The sequence below is a fragment of the Arthrobacter sp. StoSoilB22 genome (assembly GCF_019977315.1).
Lineage (GTDB): Bacteria > Actinomycetota > Actinomycetes > Actinomycetales > Micrococcaceae > Arthrobacter.
Map to the genome: position 1 here is coordinate 2977953 of NZ_AP024652.1, position 20490 is coordinate 2998442.

A 20490-nucleotide genomic window follows, 5' to 3' on the forward strand; every position below is an offset into this window, starting at 1 on the left:
CCTTCCTCGAATAAATATGATTTAACCGAGATCAAGCATATGACACGGGTTACACCACAGCAACGTCAGAAGCCGGCGATCGTAGTGGAACCGTTGACTGGGACAACGTGGAAATACTCTGCGCTGGCTCCTTCGGGCAGCCCGGCCCGCTCGCCATTGCCGAGCATCATGGACCTCACCACACGCTCCATGCCCTCGATATCGGGGTGCTGGCTCGCATGAATCCTGATGGCGTCAAGCTTGGCGTCGACATGATCCGAAACATCCACAGAGTGGTTCTCCCTGGCCTCCGGGCTGGAGATGAACCACAGCCACGGTAGCTTGTAGGCCTTTAGTCCGGCCGCATCCAGTTCCGGGTAAGCGAACGGATTCTCCACTGCCGGATAGACTGCCCGGGTCACGGCTTCCCCCGCTGCAAGGTGGTCCGGGTGGCTCTTCTGGAGCCGGTCCCAGTTCCTTTCGGGGTGCATGGTCAACACGATGTCCGGCCGGACTTCCCGGATCAGCTTCACCACGCGCTTGATGACGTCATGTGTCGGCTCCAGATACCCGTCCCGTTCGTGAAGATAGTGGATATCCGTAACGCCCACCAGAGCAGCAGCACGCTTCTGCTCCTCAGCCCGCAGTTCGATGATCCGTTCGCGGTCCACGGGATCGAATCCTCCGGCATCGCCGTCGGTCATGATGCAATAGCTGACCTCGACGCCGGCAGCCGTCCAGGCCGCGATGGTCCCGGCCGCGCCAAAATCGATATCGTCGGGATGGGCAGTAAAACAAAGCACCCGCTCAACGCGCTCCGTGGAGGCATCGAACGGGCTCTTTGCTGACGTGATGTCAGTGGTCAAAGGGATCAGCCTTTCCGCTTCTTGATCTCTGCGGTGGCCTGCGGAAGGACCTTGAAGAGGTCACCGATGATGCCGTAATCGGCAATCTCAAACACCGGCGATTCCGCGTCCTTGTTGATGGCCACAATGACCTTGGAAGTCTGCATTCCAGCTTTCTGCTGGATTGCACCTGAAATACCGGCTGAAATGTACAGCTGCGGAGACACCGTGACACCGGTCTGGCCAACCTGCGCATCATGGCCAATCCATCCCGCATCAGTAGCGGCGCGGGAAGCACCTACAGCAGCGCCAAGGGCGTCGGCAAGCTCTTCGAGCGGGCCGAAGTCACCATCTACGCCACGGCCGCCGGCAACCACGATCCTCGCTTCGCTCAGATCAGGCCGCCCGCTGACGGGCTTCTCGGTGCGGGCTGCGATGCGTGCGGAGTTCGCCAAGCCATGAGCGGGAACCTCAACAGTGGCAGTTGCCGGTGCAGCGGCGGCACCGGCAGGAACAGGTTCCACGTTGTTGGCCTTGACCGAAAGGACGGTCACAGGAGTAGTAGCTTTCGCCGTGGTGTTGTAAGAGCCCGCCAAGACGGACTTGTGCGCAGTGCCGTCAGCGTCAACACCCACGACGTCGGTAATGACGCCGGCACTGAGCTTAATGCCCAGCCTGCCCGCAATCTCCTTGCCCTCAGGCGAGTTGTCCACGAGGACTGCTGTGGCGCCGGATGCTGCTACTGCAGCGGCAAGGTAGGCGGCCTTCGGGCCCACCAAGTAGTTGTCGAGGTCGTCCACCGACGGCTGGTAAACCGTCGTGGCACCGTAGGCACCCAAAGTGGCGGCGACGTCGTCGTTCAACTCCCCGGTGAACGCGACGGCGGTCTCCCCCAGCGAGCGGGCGATGGTCAGGAGCTCCAGGCTGCTCTTCTTGAGAGCTGATCCCGGGTTGTCAATGAAAACAAGTGCATTTGCCATGGTTCGAGTCCCCTTTAGAGCAGCTTCTGTGCGGCTAGGAAGTCCACCAGCTTGATGCCGGCGTCGCCGTCGTCGGTAATGATGGTTCCTGCTGTCCGCGGCGGGCGGGCCTCTGCGGACTCCACCACTGTCCAGGAGCCAGCCGAGCCCACCTGTGAAGCGTCCACGCCAATGTCAGCAAGTGACAGGGAGGCGATCTTCTTCTTCTTGGCCGCCAGGATGCCCTTGAAGTTGGGGTAACGGGGCTCGTTGATCTGGTCCGTGACGGAAACAACGGCCGGGAGCTCCGCCTCAACGGTTTCCGAGAAGGCGCCGGCGTCACGGCGGGCGCTGACCCGGCCACCCGTAACCTCAAGGCTGGAAGCGAACGTGACCTGCGGGAACTGCAAGCGCTCGGCAAGTTGGGCCGGGATGAGCGAAGTCTCGCCATCGGTGGAAGCCATGCCCGTCAGGACCAGGTCCACCGGGCGGCCATCGGCCGAGATGTGGCGAATAGCAGCGGCAAGCGCCAGCGAAGTGGCAGCCGCATCCGAACCAGCCAAAGCGTCGTCGCTGAGGTGCACGCCGGAATACGCGCCAATCTGTAGGGACTTCTTCACAGCATTGACCGCACCGGACGGGCCCATGCTCAAAGCAATGACCTCATTCCCGGCCTTCGGTCCGCCGCGTTCCTCCGCCAATTGGAGCGCTGCCTCGAGGGCGTACTCGTCCAATTCAGACAAGATGCTCTCATCACGGTCGGTCGTGTTGCCAGGTCCGGTGATGTGCCGGTCAAACTGGGCGTCCGGGACGTGCTTGACCAGAACGACAATCTTCAATGTCTCTTCCACTGTCTTCGAAGCAGCCTTCCATGCTTGTGGACGGCCAAACGCAGCAGCGTGGCCGTGAATAACCCAGCGCGTGGGCTCGTCCTAGCTAAGCATATTGCCCGCAGAAAACCACTCCCAGCGTTAAGCCCTGTTTCAGCTACGCGCGATGCTCTTGTGCTGCAGCGTGCGGTGCCGGGACACCCACAAACGGCGGGCGGCACTGCCAAGGTGCCGTCCGCCGTCGTGGGTTGCTCCTGCCTCCCGCTGGGCCGCCTACTGCTGAGCGCTACTGCTGAGCGGCGTCGAGGGTGACCTCAACCTCTTGTGTCTGTCCCCCGCGCTGAATGGTTACCTTGACCTTGGCACCGGCAGGTTGCTCCCGAACCGCCGCAGTCAGCTGGTTGGGATCGCTCACGGCGTAGTCGCCGAACTTGGTCACCACATCGCCAACCTTGAGTCCTGCCTTCGCAGCAGCAGAACCCGAGGTCACCGACGCAACCTCAGCACCCACCGAGAAGCCTGAATCGCTGCCCGAGGACGACTTCGAACGAACTGACACACCGAACTGCCCGTGGCTGGCTTTACCGGTTTCGATGATCTCCTGCGCCACGCGCTTGGCGTGGTTGATGGGAACACTGAAACCGACGCCGATGTTACCGCTGGACGATTCGGACGTTCCACTGCCCGCCGAAGCGATGGCCACGTTGACGCCGATTACTTCACCCTTGCTGTTCACGAGCGCGCCCCCGGAGTTGCCGGGGTTGATGGCAGCATCAGTCTGGATGACGTTGATGGCAATCGAGCCCTCGTTGGCTGTGCTCTGGCTCTGGCCACCATTTGGCGGCGCGAACTGGAAGCCTTCGTCTCCGCCCTGGCTCTCATCCGGCGTGCCTTCCGGCACAGCAGAGGACGCCACGCTGATGGTTCGGTTGAGCGTGGACACGATGCCATCGGTCACCGTGCCGGTAAGACCCAACGGTGAACCGATGGCGACGGCGGTGTCCCCCACATTGATCTTGGAAGAGTCACCAAGCGTTGCCGGGACGAGGCCAGAGGCATCGCTTACCTTGATGACTGCAAGGTCGGACAAAGGGTCAGTGCCAACCACAGTGGCCTTGAGGACCTTGCCATCGCTGGTGCGGACCTCAATTGCGGCGTTTGCGGTGGCGCCATCGAGCGTGACGACGTGGGTGTTGGTGAGGATGTGGCCCTGGTCATCCAAAATGATGCCGGAACCAGTACCGCCCTCATTTCCGCTGGTCGCCTTGATGGTCACCACGCTGGGCGAAGCCTTGGCGGCCGCAGCGGTAATGACGTTGACGTCATCTTTGTTATTCACGATAACGGTGCTGGATTGTCCGCCGGTTGAAGCAGCCGGGGCGGGGTTATCCCACAGAGCGTTACTGCCCGCCACCACGCCGCCACCGATCAGACCCGCTGCCAGCATGCTAGCTACAAGGGTGCCGACGCCGAAAGCCGGCTTGCGCTTGGTGCTGACGGAAGAGTGCCCTGGGGTGTGCTGCATCCCTGGACTGTTGTGCCCCTGCTGTTCCTGGAAACCTTGCTGGTTGTGGAACTGGGAAGCGGCATTGTGTCCCGGATTCGAGCCCCCGTAGAACGGCTGGTGCTGCGGGTAGCTTGGGCGATGAGACGGGTCATGCTGCTGGTAAGACTGATTGTGCGGCTGCGGAGCGCCGTAGTACTGCGGCTGCTGCGGAGCGGCGGGAGGCTGGAAGGCAGGCAGCGGAGTAGTGGGCTGCGCCGGGTTTTCGGTCCCCGCCTCCTGCCGGGAAGTCCACGCGGGCTGCTGCGGAGTGGTGCCGGCATCGCCCTGCTCCCCCGTGCTGTCCCGCGGCTCCGACGGCTCGCGGTTCTCTGGTGCAGTGCCCTGCGCTGGGTTCTCCGTCATGGGTCTTCCTTTCATCCTCGTCTTCAACCACTATGTACCCAATAACTGGAACAAAAGCGGACGTTCGCTGGGAGCTTGCTGAAAGGAAGTCGTCGCTGGTAGCCGCCCCCTCAAGAAGACCCTCAACGGCTCACCAATCCAGCTCTCTCCTATATTTCGCTGGTGGCATATTCAACCCTGTGGACGGGTTCGGGGGTGCACCATAGAATCAAGAGGAATTGCCACAGCGACCTGCGGCTTTACACCATGCGTGGGGGCGCTGAGCATTCTGTGACGATTGGTACGCCTTGTTCCAGTCGCAGACGTGCTGAAGGGTTGCACATGCGGTCAATAGTTAAACGCGTACTCGCCGTAATCGGCCTGGCTGGAATGTTGGCCCTACCGGCCACTTCCGCTTGGGCTGCAGATCCGGTGACCATTCCGTCCGGCCAGAACATTGTGGATGACGCCAATCTTCTGGGTAGCCGTAAGGGCGAAGTTCAGGAAGCGATCCAAAAGACGCTCAAGGACCACAAATACAACTTGTATGTGGTCACTGTGGACTCCTTCACGAATCCCTCCGAACCCCCCGCCTGGGCGGAGGCCGTAGCCAAGAACAAGGGCATGGGTAAGGCAGACGCGATCCTGGCAATTGCCGCTTCCGGCCAGTACACCTTCGTACTGAATTCCGGAAGTTCCATCCGCTCCAAGCAGTCCGCCATTACGCAAAATGCCGTGACAGCCAATCTGGCAGGCGGCAAGAAAGACTTCGCACAGGCGGCCATCGACACAGCGGCTGCCATCGGGGACGCTGCCGGCGGCGGTAGCGGTACCGTTCCGAGCGGAAACGCAGGTGTCGGTGTCCTTGTCGGCGTAGGCGTCGTAGCGGCCGGCGGTGCAGGCACGTATCTGTACCTCCGTAACCGACGCAAGAAGGGCAGCACCAAGGCGGTCAGCGCCAGCTATGGACCACAAGGTGAACAGCTTGACCCCTTGGCGGGCCTGACCATTCCGGAACTGCGCCAGAAGAGCGGCTCACTGTTGATCGAGGCGGACGACGCCATCAAGTCCAGCGAGCAGGAACTGGGCTTCGCCCAGGCTCAGTATGGTGATTCCGCAATTGGTAACTTCACCAAAGCCCTGGAAGAAGCGAAGGGCCACATGACGGAGTCGTTCAAGCTGCAGCAGCAGCTGGATGACCACATTCCTGACACTGAAGAGCAGCAGCGTAGTTGGCTCGGCGAGATCATTCGCCGCTCAGAAGCCGCATTGGCTTCGCTGCGAGATCAGAAGGCTGACTTCGACTCTCTGCGCGAGCTTGAAAAGAACGCTCCTCAAGCCTTGGCAGCGGTAACGGCCGGAGCCAGGGAAGCCGACGCCAAGATCGCCAGCGCGGAACAGTCGCTTGAAGGTTTGCGCGCCAAATATGCCGAATCTGCTTTGACCCAGGTCTCCGACAACATCTTGCAGGCCAAGGAGCGGCTCGCGTTCGTACAGAACGCTGCAACTGCTGCCCAGGAGAAGCTGGCAAGCGGCGAAAACAGCCTCGCTGCTGTTGCGGTACGCGCCGCAGAAGAGAGCCTGCACCAAACCAACGTGTTGATCGATGCCATCTCCAAGACGGCCGGCAGCCTGGATGAGGCCCGGGCTTCCCTGGAAGGCGCTGTGGCAGAAACCAGCCAGGACCTCGCACAGGCGCGGGCAATGATCCAGTCCGGTGCACACCCTGAACTGGCCGGTCCAGTGGCCGGGGTGGAAGCGGCCTTGGCACAGGTAAAAACCGAAATTCAGGGCGGAAAGATCGACCCCATCGCAACGCTTAGCCGTTTGGAGTCTGCTCATCAGGCGCTCGATCAGTCCTTGTCCGGCGTCCGCGATCAGCAGGAGCAAGCCCGCCGGGCCCAGGCCTCGCTTCAGCAAACCATCATGGCGGCGCAGGCACAGATCAGCGCTACGTCCGACTACATCACTGCACGTCGCGGGGGCGTGGGCACAGAGGCCCGGACAAGGTTGGCCGAGGCCCAGCGCAACCTTGACTATGCACTCTCCATCTCACGCAATGATCCAGTCACCGCACTTACCTACGCCCAGCAGGCACACTCGCTCGCGGCGCAGGCTGCACAACTCGCCCAGTCCGACGTCGATCAGTTCGGTTACGCCGATCAGGGCTACGGCCGCGGTGGGATGTTCGGCGGAGGCGGCGGAGGCGGCGGCCTTGGCGGTGCCATCCTTGGCGGTATCCTCATCAACTCCATCCTGAACGGCGGCGGAGGCGGCTGGGGAGGCGGCAACGACGGCGGAGGCGGCGGCGGATTCTTCGGCGGCGACTCCGGCGGCGGAGGCGACTTCGGCGGCGGCGGCGACTTTGGCGGCGGAGACTCCGGCAGCTTCTAGCCAGACAAACTAGGCGGGGTCAACGCCCCGTATAGAAGCGGTACAACAACTGATCACTGATTTCCAGTGGCACCACTGAGCAGGACGAAAGGCAACACCATGGTTAAGCAGTCCATTTTCGGTCGGATCTCACAGCTCGCCAAGGCGAACATCAACGCCTTGCTGGACCAGGCTGAGGACCCGCAGAAGATGCTGGACCAGATGGTCCGCGACTACACGAACAACATTGCCGAGGCCGAATCAGCCGTGGCCCAGACCATCGGCAATCTCCGGATGCTGCAGGCGGACTACAACGAAGACGTCAAGAACGCACAGGACTGGGGCAATAAGGCTCTAGCAGCGTCCCGCAAGGCCGACGAGTACCGTGCCGCCGGTGATCCCGTAGACGCACAGAAGTTTGACAACCTTGCCAAGGTGGCAATCCAGCGCCAGATGACTGCCGAGTCCGAGGCAAAGGCAGCTGAGCCGAGCATCGCCTCCCAGACCGAAGTAGTGGACAAGCTCAAAACCGGGCTTGACCAGATGAAGAACAAGCTGAACCAGCTCACCGCCAAGCGCAACGAACTCGTGGCACGCTCTAAGACCGCCGCCGCACAATCCCAAGTGCACGACGCACTCAAGAGCATCGACATCATGGATCCCACCAGCGAGGTAGGTCGCTTCGAAGAGAAGATCCGTCGCGAAGAGGCCAAGGTCCTGGGCCAGCAGGAACTCGCCAGCTCCAGCCTTGACGCCCAGTTCAACCAGCTCGAAGACCTCGGAGAGCAGACTGAGATCGAAGCCCGCCTTGCGGCCCTGAAATCGGGCGGTGCCAAGCCCGCCATTGGCGCAGGCGCCCCCGCATCAACCGGAGCAACTGTGGACGAAGCCGACTTCGACAAACTCTAAGAAGAAGTTGGGCTCCAGCTACCGATCGGTCAAGCTGCCCAGAGACTGAAACCAGAACCGGGCCGGATCCTGAAGTGGATCCGGTCCGGTTTTTTCATGCACTACATCTGGTCCGTCAAGGGACCTAGCGTGTCTTGGCCGGGGCTGACGTCGGTTGCCACCTCGGCGCGGATTTCGAATCCCTTGGGATGAAAGTAGGTCACCGTACACTCGAGGACCTCCCCATGCGCGCCCAACGTCGTTCGTTCCAAGCGCGGGACCATAGGGAACCCACGGACGTTCAAAGCGTCTGCCAAATGCTCAGGCGGGGCATGCATGGTAACGGTAATTTCAGCCCGGTGGAGGGGCTTCAACGTTCTGTCCTGAATGACCTGATAAATGGAGTTCCGTTCGGCGTCCGCCAAGCTGATATGGCGCCCGATGTGGGAGGGAATGAAAATCTCCGCAATGGCATAAGGCCACCCAGCGCTTGAGTAGGAACGCCGGATCACCAAAACCAGATTGTCGTCAGACACCAGCTTGGCTGGCACTGATTGGTCCTTCTCCATCCACTTATACTCGATGAGTCCCTTGACCGTCTTCATGCCGGCCGCCGTGAACGTCTCCATGAACGGCGCCAGGCGGTTCAGCATCTTGACGGGACGCTGGGCCATCACGAACGTTCCCTTGCCCTGCCTTCGAACCAACAAACCCTTCACAACCAGGGTTTCCAGCGCTTTCCGGACCGTGGTCCGGCTAATGCCGTAGGCGTCCATCAGAGTCTCTTCCGTGGGGATCCGTGATCCTGGCTCCAGCCGGCTGACGTGATCCGTCAAAACGTCAGCCACCTGCTGATACACGGCCACCGGGCCATCCCTCTGAAGAACTTCCCGCTGAAGGCCAAATCCATAGTCGTCGTTGACCATTGAGCGTCCCATCTATTTCATACCTCAGCGAATCCGGTTTGATGCTAGCACTCGCATCCCGACGAACAGTTAAACAAAAGATCCGGATCAGTAATAACTGATCCGGATCTTTTCTCCAGTTGCGGGGACAGGATTTGAACCTGTGACCTCTGGGTTATGAGCCCAGCGAGCTACCGAACTGCTCCACCCCGCGTCGCAAGAACAACTCTACCGCACCCCTCAAGGTGCTTCTGACCATATGGCCCCTAAGGTGCCGCAGATCACTCCCCCGCACCCTAAAGCCCCACACAATAGCTGCCGCAGCACCCCGGCCAGAGGGATGTGAGAGGGGATCCAGCCCAACCCGTCGGGATGTGAGAGGGGATCCAGCCCAACCCGTCGGGATGTGAGAGAGCGATGGGCCTGAGGGGGCGCCCATCGCGGGGGTGAGGGCACAACAAAAGGTCCGGATCAGTAATTACTGATCCGGACCTTTTCTCCAGTTGCGGGGACAGGATTTGAACCTGTGACCTCTGGGTTATGAGCCCAGCGAGCTACCGAACTGCTCCACCCCGCGTCGCAAGAACAACATTACCGGCCGGTGAATGAGAGACCAAATCCTGGCGACGTGATCTGCATCTCCCCCTACGCGAAAGGCCGGCACCCGCCCCCGAAGGGAACAGGCACCGGCCTTTCAGCTGCCTACAGGACTAGCTGCTCGGCGTAGGTGCGGGCGTCGCGCTGGGAGTAGCCCCCGGCGTCGCCGTTGGAGCTGGAGTGGCGTCCAAACGGGCCTGAGCGTCAATCGCCTTCTTTAGCGCGTCAGACAATTTGGTCTGCTGAGCACCGTAGCCGGCGAAGTCTCCCTTAGCCAATGCTGCCTGGCCGTCCTGGATGGCCTTGTTGGCCTCGTCCAGGGCCGCCTTGAGTTCTGCCTTGGCATCGGTGGGACCAGCCGGCGGCGTCGTAGTGCCGGGCGGCGCTGTCGGTGTCTGGCCATTGTTGGCGACATCCCCGGCAGAAGCGCCGGAGTCTCCGCCAAACAATTGGTTCAGTGCTTCGTCAAGGGTGGGCGCGAAGCCGATCTTGTCACCGAAGGCAACCAGCACACGCTGCAATGTGGGGTAGGACGTCTCGCCGGTGGACTTCAGGTAGACGGGTTGTACGTAGAGCAAACCGCCACCCACGGGAAGGGTCAACAGGTTGCCGTTAAGTACATCCGATGCACCCTGCCGCAGGAGGTTCAACGCCTGGGACACCGTGGGATCGGAGTTGAACTTGTTCTGGGCCTGGCCGGGACCGGGCACCTGGGTGTCGGTTGGCAACTCGAGGAGCCTTAGCTTTCCGTAGCTATCGGCTTTGACTCCCTTCTCGTTTCCGGCATCAGAGTCAGCTGCAAGGAATCCATACAAGATGTTCCTCGCACTGCCGTTGACAGTCTGCGGAATGAACGATGACGTCAGCTGGAAGGCCGGCTTCTCCTGGTCAGGCATCTGCAGGGACATGTAGAACGGCGGCTGCTTGACGGCCTCGGAAACGGTGGGATCGTTCGGCACGCTCCAAGCATCGTTGTTCTGATAGAAGCTGTCCGGATCCGTCACGTGGTAGCGGCCCAGAAGTTCACGCTGAACCTTGAAGAGATCTTCGGGGTAGCGAACGTGGCTCATGAGGTCGCCGGACATTTCCGAGTACGGCTTAATGACTGTGGGAAAGACCTTCTGCCAAGCCTTCAGGATGGGGTCCTGATCATCCCACGCATAGAGGTTCACCGAACCGTCGTACGCATCCACGGTGGCCTTGACCGAGTTCCGGATGTAGTTCACCGAGCTGTTCGGCAAGGCTACTGTGCGCCCTGCGCTGGTTTGGGAATCGGCCGTGGCGTTCTGCAATTGTTGGGGCTGTGAGTACGGGAAGTACTGGCTGGTGGTGTAACCATCCACAATCCACTTGACGCGGCCGTCCACCACCGCCGGGTAGGCGTTGCCGTCCACGGTCAGGTACGGGGCGAGCTTCTCAACGCGTTCGCGCGGATTGCGTTCGTAGAGGATCTGGGATTCCGCGTTCACGCCGTCCGAGAGCAGGAGGTCGGAAGATTGGAACTTGATGGAGTAGAGAATCCTGTTCAGCCAGTTGCCTACGTTCGGTCCACCGTTACCGCTGAAGGTGTACTGGGTCTCCCCGCCGCCTTCGCGGCCCGCCGGCCGGTCCTGCTCGCGGTTGGGGGCACCATCCGGCGCTCCCACAATGGAGTATTCAGGTGAGTTCTCACCGAAGTAGATGCGGGGCTCGTAAGAAGTATCGTTACCGAGAACGCCAGTGGACGGAATCCCCGACTGCAGGAACTCCGGCTTGCCATCGGCGGTGAACTTGTTGCCCTTGGCTGCCACCACACCGTAGCCGTGGGTGTAGACGATGTGCCTGTTGACCCACGTCTGCTGGTTGGCGCTGAGGCCGTCCGGGTTCAGTTCACGAACCGCAATAACGGTGTCCTGGACCTTACCGTCAACCATGTATCGGTCGACATTCAGGGTCTGCGGGAACTGGTAGTACGGACGATACTGCTCCAGCTGAGCGAATGCGGAGGAAATCAGGTTCGGGTCAAGGAGACGGATGTTGGCAGTGGTTTGGGCATCCGCGGCCAAGGCACCGGTGGTGGCGGTGGTAGTGGCGTTATAGGCGGAGACATCGATCTTGTCCAGACCATAAGCAGCGCGCGTCATCTTGATATTTCGATCAATGAACTCCTTTTCCAAGGTGTTCTCCGACGGACGTACCTGGAACTGCTGGATAACCCACGGGTAAACGCCACCGGCCAGTATGGCCGTGATAACCAACATCGCAGTACCGATGACTGGCAGGCGCCAGCGACCAATGATTGCAGCAATGATGAACAGGATGGCAACGAGGCCCGCGGCCACGGCAAGGATCGCCTTGGTAGGTACAACAGCATTAACATCCGTGTAGAGGGCCCCGGCCCAGCGGCCTGAGTTGCTCTGGACAGTCGTGTACCTGTCAAGCCAGAAGTTGATACCAAGCAGGACAAGGAAGAGAGCGCCCGTGACGGCGATGTGAATCTGCGCTGCACGGCTGGTGAAGATACCGCGTTCCATGAGGCGGATGCTGCCGTAAAGGTAATGGGTCAGGATGCCTGCGATGCCGGCGACAACCGCGATGCTGATCAGGAATCCTGTGACAAAACCGAGGAACGGCAGCGTCATCAGGTAGAAGCTGATGTCCATGTTGAACAACGGGTCGTTCTGACCGAAAGGTTCCTGGTTGAAGAACAACAGGGCCTTCTGCCATTGGCTAGCGGCCGCACTGCCGGCAAAGAGCCCGAACAGGATAGGGAGGCCGATCATGACAACCCGGCGAACAGGCTCGAGCTGCGCCTGGTAGCGGTTGAGGTTGTCCCGGGCCTCAGCATCCGGAGCATAGACGGGCCTGGAACGGTAGGCGATCCTGATGGCAAAGAAAACAGCGGCAAACATCATGGCGAAGCCAATGATGAATGTGATGATCCTGGCGAGGTTTTCGCGGAGATAAACTTCGAAGAAGCCAAGCTGCTGGTACCAGAGGACGTCAGTCCACACATTGGCGAAGAAAATGAACCCGACGACGGCCACGGCCACGACAATGAGCGTCGGCGTCAGGGCACCTCGTCTCAGCGGTGATCTTCCGGGCGGGTTGGAGCTGGCGGGACGGGACAAACTCTGTACCTCATTGGTGTCAGTGAACAGTCGGTGTGCGCGTGCTGACAATCTCTACCGCTGGGAGGTGGCAGAGGCCGTCATCTATGCCACGAGTGGCAGTGGAGCTAAGTTCCACCGTCAGTCTAGTTGTTTGTGCAGGTGGGGAGGCTCCCCGTGTCCTGGCCGGCTCCGAGGCGCTCCACGGCGGAGGTAGCGTCCGCAAGGGTTTCCACTTTCACTACCTGAAGCCCGTCCGGCACGTGGCCAACCACATCGGCGCAATTGGACGCCGGCGCCAGGAACATGGTTGCACCCTTTTGGCGGGCACCGATCATCTTCTGGGCAATGCCACCGATAGGTCCCACCGCACCATCGGCTGTGATGGTTCCCGTGCCAGCGACGTGTTTGCCGCCCGTGAGATCCCCCGGCGTGAGGTTGTCCACTATTCCCAGAGCAAACATCAAACCTGCGCTGGGTCCGCCGACGTTGTCCAGGGAAATGCTGACATCGAACGGGAAGGTGAAGTCGCTGGCGAGCAGCACACCCAGAACGTAACGGTCAGCCTGGTTCCTGGTAGGAGTTATGGTTTCCGAAACTGCCATACCCTTCCGGTCCAGGCCTACAACGACCGGCGATCCTGCACCTGCGGCCAGTTCTGCTTGGACCACGCTCATGGACGTGATCGCTTTGCCATTGATGGAAACAAGCCGATCACCTTCCTGGATCTTTCCAGCTGACGGCGAAGGATCAGACAGTCCCGCGACGTTGAGCCGTTGCTCAAACGGGATTTCGAGTTCACGCAATGCTGCGGCCACTGCGTTCTCCTGCGATGTTTCCATCGCAATTTCGCCTTGCTGCACCGTCTGTTCGGCCGTGGTGCCCTTGGGATAGATGAGTTCCTCCGGATATATGGCTTTGGAGGGATCCACCCAGGCCCGGAAGACATCGAAGATGGTTGCCGGGGTTTTCGGACCACCCGTCATGACAACAGTGGTCAGGTCAAGGTTGCCATTCGCCGGAAAGGACTCGCGACCGGAAATACTGATCACAGGTTTGTCGCCGTCCTTGCCCAGAGTATTGAAAGTGGGACCGGCTGACTCAATGACATACGGGACAGGCAACGCTGCCGCACCGATGCCAAGCCCCAGCGCGACAAGCCCGGAGATCACCATGATCATGTACCGGCCATCCCGGGGAGGCGACGTAGGCACGGAGGTGGAATCGGCGTCGGGCGTCTGACGCGGGTCCAATGAGCCCTCGGGGCTGGGCGAAGTAAGCATTGAGGCCTCTCTATGCCGGCATTGCGTGACCGGATCCATGGTTCCTGCCGCCAAGGGCGGCGGCGGCACATACCAAACATCAACACTACGCGGTCTGACGTTGCAGGGCTGCTTTGCCTACAGCGAACGGGACCTCCTCCGGGCAGACAGCCTTCCGGCCGCGCGGTACGGTGAAAGAGATCACCAGCCAGTTCGACGATCGGCGGCACCATGACTTCCAACCCCAATAATCCGTCCAACGACGACGAAACCCCCAAGGATCCGCTGGCAGAAATGCTCCAGAACCTGATGGGTGGCCAGGGCATGGGCAACATCGATCCCGCTGAGCTGGCTAAGGCCGCTGGCTTGCCCAACGATCCCCACCTCCTACAGCAGATGTTCGCCCAGGTCCAGGCAATGATGAGCTCCACCTCCGATGGCCCCGTGAACTGGCAACTCGCCCACGAAAATGCACGCCGCGTGGCCGCCGCCGGTAGCGATCCCTCGGTCAATTCCCAACAGGCCAGAGAGATTGACGAAGCCCTCAGGCTTGCAGAGCTTTGGCTGGACCCCGTTACTGATCTCTCGGCAACCGGCCTGATCGGGCGGGCCTGGTCAAGGGCCGAATGGGTTGAAGCGACCCTGGGCACATGGAAGCGCCTGACAGAGCCGGTGGCCAACAGCATCGCCAACGCCCTTTCCAGTGCACTCACTCAACAAATGCCCGAAGAGATGAAGTCCATGATGGGCGGTGCCTCATCCATGCTGCAGAACATGGGCGGAGCCATTTTCGGCATGCAACTTGGACAAGCAATCGGCGCACTTTCAGCGGAAGTTGTCAGTTCCACTGACATTGGGGTCCCCTTGGCAGACCTCGAAATGGCCCTGTTGCCTGCCAACGTCGCAAAATTCGGGGAAGGACTGAGCCTTCCGGAGAACGACGTCCGACTTTTCCTTGCCGTACGCGAGGCCGCCCACGCACGCTTGTTCGTCCAGGTTCCTTGGTTGCGAGGTCACTTGCTTGGAGCCATCGAGGCCTACGCCCGCGGTATTCACATAGATATGTCCCGCATCGAAGACCTCGCCCGGGACCTTGACCCGAGCAACCCCGAAGGAATTCAGGAAGCTCTGTCCCAGGGAGTCTTCACACCTGAACGCACGCCGGTCCAAACGGCCGCACTGGAGAAGCTGGAAACAGCGCTTGCCCTGGTGGAAGGCTGGGTGGACGAGCTCACAGCGGAAGCCACTGACAAGGTACTGCCGTCCGCTACTGCACTGCGCGAAACGGTGCGGCGCCGCCGCGCCACCGGCGGACCGGCCGAGCACGCGTTCTCGTCCCTCGTCGGTTTGGAACTTCGGCCCCGCAGGCTCCGTGAAGCGGCAACGCTGTGGGCGACCTTGAAGGAAGAGCGAGGCATCGCCGGCCGTGACGCGATCTGGCACCACCCGGATCTCCTGCCCACCGGCGAGGACCTCGACGACCCGAAGGGGTTCTCCGAACGTAGGCGCCTTGCCGAGGCAAGTGACAGCGAAGTTGATGACGCTCTGCAGAAGCTTTTGAGCGGCGGCTACGAAACCTCCGACGCCGATCAAGCTGAAGCTTCAGACTCAAAGGGCACTGCCACGGAGACCGGGTCCGGCCAAGAGCCGGAATCGGATGACTCCGACCCCGAGGCACCCACCAAGTAGGCTCCACTCTTGGAAACAAAAAGTGCAACGGCCGCCATATCCATGGCGGCCGTTGCTCGGTTAAGGCACCGTCATCGGGTAAATTCAGTCACACGGCGCTTAGTCAGTCACGTCCCCAGCTGGTTCGTCGGAGTTTCCAGAGCCTGGCTCTTCCGGGAGTCCCCGGGATGTAGCAAAGGCAACGCCTTCCAGGAAGGCCTTTGCCCGATGAGTCTCAGGGTATGCCTCGACTAGTCTCCAAAACTCGGCGTTGTGGCCCGCCACCAGCAAGTGCGCGAGCTCATGGACCAGGACGTAGTCGATGACCCATTGCGGCATTCGCTGGAGCTTGTTCGACAACCTGATAGTGCCGTCCGCAGGAGTAGCCGAACCCCAACGGGAGTTCTGATTGGAGACCCAGCGAACCGACGTAGGAACCGCACGCCCGCCGAGGTACGTCCGAGAAAGGTGCCCCGCATGATTGGCGAGGGCTTGATCCGTGGCGGGACGGCGCCTGCCAGCACCTGTTTGCCGTTCTCCCTGCTTCTTTAGCTTGGCCAGCATACGCTGGACCCACTCATGTTCCTGGGACTTGGTGAAGCTGGCTGGGATTGCGATCACGGCGTTGCCGTCTTCCCAAAAGGCAGCAACAGTTCGACGGCGTCTGGCTGATCGACGCACGACCACCGGAGCGCCGTCGTCCGTGGTGCGCGAAACACCGGCACCGGGGGCGGGTGGACGCGTCATCAGAGTTCCGAACTCTCAGCAAGTACGGCCAGAACAGCTTCGCCGTAGCGTTCAAGCTTGGATGGGCCAATTCCAGCCAGGCCAGCCAGTTCCTCCAACGATGAAGGCTTGGCCTCCGCGATGGCCGTGAGTGTGGCGTCCGTGAAAACAACATATGCCGGAACGTCGGCCGTCTGGGCTTCGTCCCTGCGCCACTGCCTCAGCGCATCGAACGTTTGTTCCTCATATGTGGGCGGGCACTGGTTACATCGACCCACCTTGCGTTCGGCTCCACTTGCCAGCATGCTTCCGCATACCTTGCATGACGCCGGTGCGGCAGCTTTCCGTCGGGTGGGACCTGTTTTGCTGCGCGCGTTTGCGGAAGCCACGGAATTGGGGCGAAGTCCGTCGAGGAAACGGGACGGCTTGCGGTTGGCCCGACCGCCCGGTGTTCGGGCCGTGGACCATGAGAGATTCAGGTGCTCTCGCGCCCGGGTTATGCCGACATAGAGCAACCTTCGCTCTTCGTCCACATCCTCGGGGGCGTCGGCAAAGGAAATAGGCATGAGGCCTTCGCTGAGGCCCACCAGGAACACTGCATCCCATTCCAGGCCCTTGGCGGCGTGAAGGGAAGCCAGAGTTACACCTTGAACGGTCGGGGCGTGTTGCGCGACCGATCGCTCCTGGAGTTCGTTCACGAACTCACCCAAGGTGAAGGACTCTCCGCGGCTAACAGCTAGCTCATCAGCCAATGCGACCAAAGCTGCCAGGGATTCCCACCTTTCGCGCAGTGCTCCCCCGTTGTGTGGAGCGGCCTCTGTATACCCGAGTGACGCGACGATGTCACGAACGATTTGGCCTAGTGCTTCCTGGGGCCCTTCTGCCACGGCACGGGTTGCCGCCCGCAACTGGAGGATCGCATCACGGACTTCCTTCCGCGCAAAGAACCGTTCCCCTCCCCGGAGCTGGTAGCCGATACCAGCCGAGGCAAGTGCTTGCTCGTACGCTTCGGACTGGCCGTTGGTGCGGAACAGAATGGCAATCTCGCTGGCCTTGACCCCGGTGCTGAGCAGTTCCTGGATTCTGCCTGCGACTACCGCGGCCTCTGCCTCGTCATCCGGGCACTCCATGAAGCGTGGCTCCGGACCGGACGGCCGTTGGGCGACGAGCTTGAGGGGCGAGGCCCACGCGGCATCGGCAACGGGTCCGCCGCTACGGCGGGATCCCAGGAGATCGTTGGCCAACTTCACCACTTGCGGGGTCGAGCGATAATCGCGAATGAGCTTCACGACCGTTGCCTCGGGGAACTGCGATTTGAAACCCAGAAGGTGCTTGGGGGAAGCTCCGGTAAAGGAATAGATGGTCTGGCTGGCATCGCCCACCACACACAACTCGTTCCGACCACCGAGCCACAAATCCAGGAGCCGCTGTTGCAGCGGCGAAACGTCCTGGTACTCGTCCACTACGAAGTGGCGGTATTGTTCCCGGACTGTTGCCGCCACTTTGGGGTCCTCCTGAAGGATCCCCACGGTGATGAGCAGGACGTCTTCGAAGTCGATGACGTTTCGATCGGTTTTGATGTCCTCATAAGCTTGGAAAACCCTGGAGACCGCGGTGAGATCGAAGCCTCCCGGAGTTCCACGTCCTTGGGCATTCTCCAGATAGTTGGCCGGGGTAAGCATGGACACTTTGGCCCACTCGATCTCGGCCGCCAGATCCCTGATGGATGCCCGATCAGTGCTCAGGCGCAGCCTGCGGGAAGCTTCGGCAATCATGTTGGCTTTGTGGTCCAGCAGGCTGGGCAAAGTGCCACCGATTGCCTGCGGCCAAAAGAACTGCAACTGCCTCAGCGCGGCGGCGTGGAAGGTGCGGGCTTGCACGTTTGCAACGCCGAGATCGCGGAGCCTGCTGCGCATCTCGGCCGCGGCCCTGGCAGTAAATGTGACGGCCAAAAGCCTCTGCGGACTGTACACACCGGAGTGAACCCCGTAGGCAATTCGATGGGTAATGGCGCGAGTTTTACCCGTGCCTGCTCCTGCCAGGACGCACATGGGTCCCGTCAGCGTACTGGCTACTTCGCGCTGCTCGTCGTCCAAGCCGCCGAGGATGCGATCCTCAAGTGAGACACCGCCGTCAAAGATTCCTTCAGTCACGGCTGGAGGTCTTCGATGACGCCGCCATACCAATGCTCAATCAGTGAACGTGCTATGGACAAGCGCGTTGAGATGGTGATTTCACCGCTCAGCACGGCCTCCTGCAATTCCTCGCGGCTGAACCACCGGGCACGGGTGACCTCGACGCCATCGGGCCGCGCCACGGTGTCGTCCGTCGTGGCCGTGAACCCCAACATAAGGGAGGCAGGGAAAGGCCAGGACTGAGAACCGAGGTACTGGCAGGCGGTCACACGGACGCCGACTTCTTCCCCTATCTCTCTCACGACGGCTTGCTCAAGCGACTCGCCGGGCTCAACGAATCCAGCGAGCGTTGAGTAATTCCTGGCGTCAAGGGGCCCGCCTCCACCGAGAAGGAGCCGGCCATCGGGGCCCACCACCGTGACAATGATGGCCGGATCAGTCCGCGGATAGTGCTCTGAGTTGTCCTTGGGACACCGCCGAACCCAGCCGCCTGCCTCGATTTCCGTGGGCGTCCCGCACTGCGGGCAATGCGTGTGGGTTGCATGCCAGTTGGAGATTGCACTGGCCTCAATGAACAGAGCGGTGTCGTTCGCGTCCAGACGCGCCGCGACATCCCGGAAGCCTGCCCATTCCGTACCCAGCGGGACCGTAACGGTTCCCGGCGCTGGCGGTTCCGCAACAGTGAACAGCACAACCGACGTGCCTTCGGGCAATGAGGACGACGTCAAGGTGGTGCCCAGGTAGATGGCAGAAACAGCACCGCCGCCCGAGGCGGTGAGAGCGTTATAGAGCGGCGCGGCGTCCCCGAACCAGAGACCGTCACCAGACACCAAAGCTTTGCGCTGCGAAATGACCATGGCCTTCGCCGAGCCGGAGGCAACAAGCTCCTCAACCATTCCCGGTTTCATACGGATGCCCGAGCCGCGATCCACCATGGCGGGGCGGATGGGAAGGACAGTCTCCATCAGGTGGTTGGCAAGCGCCGGCGACTCCGTATAACTCATGTATCTACCGTACTGACTCACACCGACAAAAAACATTTGGAAGGCCCCCCGCTGTGGACACCTGTCTGTGATGTTGCCCGATGGGGTGTCAATACCGGGATTTGCTTCGTATTTCCTGCGCATTTCCTGCGGATCTGAAGACTCGCCGCACCACATCATGGCCACAGGCCGCACTCAATCTACCGTGGAGAACGTGAGAAGAACACCGCTCGAACTGGCCGCCATAGCAACCGCGGCGGTGCCCGGCCTGGCGCCGACGGCCGCAGCATACTCCCCCGACGATGACGCTGACTTCGACTCAGCGTTGCTGCTCGATGCGGAGGGTAAACGCTGGCGGGTTCGTTCACCGCGCCATCCGGAGGCAAGCACGCGGCTTGAAACCGAGTTCATGGTGCTGCGCGCCTTCGCGCCGGCAATCCGTGCCGAACTTCCCTTTCACGTGCCCACCATTGCCGGCACAGTCCGGCAAGGTGCCCTGACGACGTTCGTTTACACGCACTTGCAAGGCTCAATGCTCTCGATCGAAGAACTTTCAGCCGGCAGCCCCGCCCTGGCACGGGAAGTGGGCACAGCTCTGGCGGCTATTCACGACCTTCCATTGACTTTGGTCATCAACGCGGATCTTCCCAGCTACTCGGCAAATGAGTTCCGGCAACGAAAACTCAATGAGCTGGACCAGGCAGCAACCACCGGCAAGATACCGGCCACACTGTTGCGTCGGTGGGAGCATGCCCTTGAAGACGTCGCCCTTTGGCGATTCAATCCCTCAGTAGTCCATGGGGACCTTCACGAGGACAACCTCATGGTGCAGGACGACACCGTGACAGCGCTGACGGGGTGGACAGACCTGCGGATCGGTGATCCCGCGGATGATTTCGCCTGGCTGGTGGCGTCCAACGAAGCATCATTTGTTGAGGCGGTCCTGAACGACTACACCCAGGCCCGACGGGACGTCCCTGACGCCCACCTTCTCCGCCGGGCGGCGCTGCTGGCCGAGTTTGCCCTCGCCCAGTATTTAGTCAAGGCCATGGCGGCTGGGCACCAGAGCATGACGGCCGAGGCAGAATCCATGCTGCAGACACTCGCCGACGACATTGATGAGCAGATGCGCCGCGATGAAGAAGCTGCGCTAGCCGCTGAGAATGAAGCCGCCATGCTGAGGGCTTCAGATTCCCCGGCGGGCGTTCCCGCTGTCAGTGTCGCGGCGATTCCGGATGCAGGCGAGTCGGAAAGCTCCCAGAACGGAGACAGCGGCACTACCCCAAAGTATGACGAGACCTCGACTGCCGCGATCAGCGTGGTCAGCGTAACGCCGCTTCGCGCGGCCGAACGTTCCTGAATT

The 20490-nt window shown here is 61.1% G+C and carries 14 protein-coding genes and 2 tRNA genes; 4 read left to right on the forward strand and 12 right to left on the reverse strand.

The window, feature by feature from the left end:
- Nucleotides 1-65: 65 nt before the first annotated feature.
- The 4 genes from LDN70_RS13840 to LDN70_RS13855 all read right to left on the reverse strand — a co-directional run bounded on the left by LDN70_RS13840 (nt 66) and on the right by LDN70_RS13855 (nt 4522).
- Nucleotides 66-845, reverse strand: a complete 780-nt coding sequence (locus LDN70_RS13840) for a PIG-L deacetylase family protein (RefSeq protein ID WP_223940557.1) — start codon at nt 843-845, stop codon at nt 66-68.
- 5 nt (nt 846-850) lie between these two features.
- Nucleotides 851-1804: an electron transfer flavoprotein subunit alpha/FixB family protein gene (locus LDN70_RS13845; protein ID WP_142938529.1), complete on the reverse strand. Its 954-nt coding sequence runs from the start codon at nt 1802-1804 to the stop codon at nt 851-853.
- A 14-nt stretch (nt 1805-1818) separates the two neighbouring features.
- Complete coding sequence (locus tag LDN70_RS13850) at nt 1819-2622, reverse strand: electron transfer flavoprotein subunit beta/FixA family protein (RefSeq protein ID WP_142938528.1); 804 nt, start codon at nt 2620-2622, stop codon at nt 1819-1821.
- A gap of 277 nt (nt 2623-2899) precedes the next feature.
- Nucleotides 2900-4522 carry a trypsin-like peptidase domain-containing protein gene (locus LDN70_RS13855; RefSeq protein ID WP_166840098.1) on the reverse strand — a complete coding sequence of 541 codons (1623 nt, stop codon included), beginning with the start codon at nt 4520-4522 and terminating at the stop codon, nt 2900-2902.
- Between the two features lie 321 nt (nt 4523-4843).
- On the opposite strand from LDN70_RS13855, the gene LDN70_RS13860 reads away from it, so the two are divergent.
- Both LDN70_RS13860 and LDN70_RS13865 read left to right on the forward strand, forming a co-directional pair.
- Complete coding sequence (locus LDN70_RS13860; protein ID WP_187697141.1) at nt 4844-6895, forward strand: TPM domain-containing protein; 2052 nt, start codon at nt 4844-4846, stop codon at nt 6893-6895.
- A gap of 99 nt (nt 6896-6994) precedes the next feature.
- On the forward strand, nt 6995-7783 hold the full coding sequence (locus tag LDN70_RS13865) for a PspA/IM30 family protein (RefSeq protein ID WP_142938525.1): 789 nt from the start codon (nt 6995-6997) through the stop codon (nt 7781-7783).
- Nucleotides 7784-7884: 101 nt separating this feature from the next.
- Here LDN70_RS13865 and LDN70_RS13870 read toward each other — a convergent pair whose 3' ends face one another.
- From LDN70_RS13870 to LDN70_RS13890, 5 genes are all read right to left on the reverse strand, one after another.
- Nucleotides 7885-8700, reverse strand: a complete 816-nt coding sequence (locus LDN70_RS13870; RefSeq protein ID WP_223940558.1) for a GntR family transcriptional regulator — start codon at nt 8698-8700, stop codon at nt 7885-7887.
- A 107-nt stretch (nt 8701-8807) separates the two neighbouring features.
- Nucleotides 8808-8881: transfer RNA gene (locus LDN70_RS13875), tRNA-Met, on the reverse strand.
- A gap of 289 nt (nt 8882-9170) precedes the next feature.
- A tRNA-Met gene (locus LDN70_RS13880) sits at nt 9171-9244 on the reverse strand.
- Between the two features lie 133 nt (nt 9245-9377).
- Complete coding sequence (locus tag LDN70_RS13885; protein ID WP_142938524.1) at nt 9378-12374, reverse strand: UPF0182 family membrane protein; 2997 nt, start codon at nt 12372-12374, stop codon at nt 9378-9380.
- Between the two features lie 125 nt (nt 12375-12499).
- A complete protein-coding gene (locus LDN70_RS13890; RefSeq protein ID WP_142938523.1) occupies nt 12500-13636 on the reverse strand; it encodes a YlbL family protein in 1137 nt (378 codons plus the stop codon).
- 210 nt (nt 13637-13846) lie between these two features.
- On the opposite strand from LDN70_RS13890, the gene LDN70_RS13895 reads away from it, so the two are divergent.
- On the forward strand, nt 13847-15304 hold the full coding sequence (locus LDN70_RS13895; protein WP_142938522.1) for a zinc-dependent metalloprotease: 1458 nt from the start codon (nt 13847-13849) through the stop codon (nt 15302-15304).
- A 99-nt stretch (nt 15305-15403) separates the two neighbouring features.
- On the opposite strand, the gene LDN70_RS13900 is transcribed toward LDN70_RS13895, so the two are convergent.
- Genes LDN70_RS13900 through nudC form a run of 3 tightly spaced genes read right to left on the reverse strand, consistent with a single transcriptional unit; the run spans nt 15404 to nt 19148 of the window.
- A complete protein-coding gene (locus LDN70_RS13900; protein WP_142938521.1) occupies nt 15404-16030 on the reverse strand; it encodes a M48 metallopeptidase family protein in 627 nt (208 codons plus the stop codon).
- A complete protein-coding gene (locus LDN70_RS13905; RefSeq protein ID WP_166840092.1) occupies nt 16030-18162 on the reverse strand; it encodes an ATP-dependent DNA helicase UvrD2 in 2133 nt (710 codons plus the stop codon). The genes LDN70_RS13900 and LDN70_RS13905 overlap by 1 nt, the downstream gene beginning before the upstream one ends.
- Complete coding sequence (gene nudC / locus LDN70_RS13910) at nt 18159-19148, reverse strand: NAD(+) diphosphatase (protein ID WP_142938519.1); 990 nt, start codon at nt 19146-19148, stop codon at nt 18159-18161. The genes LDN70_RS13905 and nudC overlap by 4 nt, the downstream gene beginning before the upstream one ends.
- A gap of 193 nt (nt 19149-19341) precedes the next feature.
- On the opposite strand from nudC, the gene LDN70_RS13915 reads away from it, so the two are divergent.
- On the forward strand, nt 19342-20487 hold the full coding sequence (locus LDN70_RS13915; protein WP_223940559.1) for a macrolide 2'-phosphotransferase: 1146 nt from the start codon (nt 19342-19344) through the stop codon (nt 20485-20487).
- Nucleotides 20488-20490: the final 3 nt, after the last annotated feature.